Source organism: Candidatus Omnitrophota bacterium, from assembly GCA_040755155.1.
Lineage (GTDB): Bacteria > Hinthialibacterota > Hinthialibacteria > Hinthialibacterales > Hinthialibacteraceae > JBFMBP01.
In genome coordinates, this window is record JBFMBP010000138.1 from 1 (window position 1) to 2,268 (window position 2,268).

A 2,268-nucleotide genomic window follows, 5' to 3' on the forward strand; every position below is an offset into this window, starting at 1 on the left:
GTCGCTTCGGTCAATGCGATTTTGCAGCAATTCGCCTTGCCGGTGTTCGCCGATACGGACCGGCAGACGTTTCAAATCGACGCTTCTACGCTGGAAGATCGAATTACGGAACATACGCGCTGCATTATGCCCGTTCACTTAGGCGGCTCGACGGCCAATATGGACGAGGTGCTGCGCATCGCGAAAAAACATAACTTAGCCGTCGTGGAAGACGCCTGTCAATCGCATTTGGCGGAATGGCGCAGCCAGAAAGCGGGCGGCCTCGGCGACGCGGGATGTTTCAGTTTTCAAGAAACCAAGATTCTTCCCTGCGGAGAAGGCGGCGCCTGCGTTACCAACCGCGACGATCTCTACGATAAAATTCACGCGTTTCAAAACAATGGACGCGACCGGGTAAAAGGCGTACCGAAGGAAGGATACTTGCACCAAGGCGCCAACCTGCGCATGACGGAATACCAGGCGGCGCTTTTGCTTACGCAACTCGCGCGGCTGGAAAAACAATGCCAGCATCGCATCGAAAACGCCAAGTATTTGAATGAACTCTTGCAGGAAATTCCCGGAGTGCGTCCGGCGGCCGCGTACGAAGGCAACACGCGCAGCACGTATTACATTTACATGATGCATTACGACAAAAGCCAGTTTAACGGCTTGCCGCGCGACCGTTTTACGGAAGCTTTGAGAAAAGAAGGCGTCTCTGTCGGTGGCGGGTATAGTTATCTGAACCAGCATCCGTTTCTGAAAAAAATGTTGAGTTCCCGCTGGTATTCCACGATATATTCCAAGGAACGGATCGACCAATACTGGAAAAACAACCACTGCCCGGAAAACGACAAACTTAGCGAAGAAGGATTGTTTATGTCGCAGGGCCATCTATTGGCCGGCAAATCGCATATCGAACAGATCGCCAACGCCATCAGGAAAGTACATGCCTACGCCAAGGAGCTGAAGGCATAGCGTGATTGTACGATCGTCAATCCAAGCGATTTTAAAATAGAGGATATGTCTCGTGATAATTAAAAAAATCGTATTGTGTTTCCTATTCTCGCCCGTTTTATTTTCTCTTGCCTCCGCCCAGGAGGGAGAATTCGCCGATCTGTTCAATGGGAAAAATTTGGATGGATGGGTAAATGTAAATTGCGCCCCGGAAACATGGACGGTGCGCGATGGAACGATCGCCTGCACCGGCATTCCCACCGGCGTTTTGCGCACGCAGCGAATGTATGAAAATTACATTCTGGAGTTGGATTACCGGCATATGGTCAAAGGTGGGAATGCGGGGTTATTCATTCATTCATGGGATATCACCGCTCTCGGACAACCGTTCACGCGAGCCATCGAATGCCAAGTGATGGACGGCAACGGCGGCGACGTATTCGCCATTCACGGAACTTTGATGTCTCCAGACAAGCCGCATCCCAAAGGATGGGGGATGCGTTCCCTGCCCACGGAAAATAGGCAAAAACCGGCCGGGGAATGGAATCATTATCGCATTACGAGTTTTATGGGAACGGTAACGCTGGCGTTGAACGGCGAAATTGTTACGCGGGGATACGATTGCGCGCCGCGCAAAGGATATATCTGTCTGGAATCGGAAGGCAGCGAAGTCTATTTTCGCAATATTCGTATTCGCGAATTGCCGGGCAGCCATCCGCCTGCGGATGTCGTTGCGCAGGAAGATCGCGGATTTCGTTCCTTGTATAACGGCCTTGATCTTCGCGGCTGGCGCAGGGATCCAGGGCATGAGGGTCACTGGAAAGCCAACGATTGGATTTTGGAATATGACGGAAAAAGCGAAGCGGAAGACAAGAATCTATGGACCGAAAAGGAGTACAAAAATTTTATTCTGATCGTCGATTGGCGCATGCCGCGCAAACCGGCGATCGAAGCGGTTCCGATTATTCTGCCGGACGGTTCTTATCTAACCGATGAACAGGGGAAACAAGCCACGGCGGCGGTGTGGGATGCTGGGGATAGCGGAATCTATCTTCGGGGAAGTTCAAAGAGTCAAATTAACATTTGGCAATGGCCATGCGGATCGGGAGAGATTTGGGGATATCGCCTCGATCCGGCTATGCCGCCGGAAGTGCGCCAAGGCGCGACGCCCATGTTGGCGGCGGATAACCGCGTTGGAGAATGGAATCGATTCGAAATTACGTTGATCGACGATGCGGTTACGGTGGTTCTGAACGACAAAACCGTAATTCGCAATGCGCGACTTCCCGGGATGCCCCAAAAAGGTCCCATCGCCCTGCAACACCACGGCGATCC

2 protein-coding genes are annotated in these 2,268 nt (G+C 52.2%); both read left to right on the forward strand.

Annotated features, from left to right (window positions below; translation table 11 throughout):
- On the forward strand, positions 1 to 954 hold a 954-nt coding region (locus AB1656_20770), incomplete at its 5' end, for a DegT/DnrJ/EryC1/StrS family aminotransferase (GenBank protein MEW6237827.1).
- Between the two features lie 52 nt (positions 955 to 1,006).
- A partial coding sequence (locus AB1656_20775; protein ID MEW6237828.1) for a DUF1080 domain-containing protein occupies positions 1,007 to 2,268 on the forward strand: 1,262 nt, incomplete at its 3' end.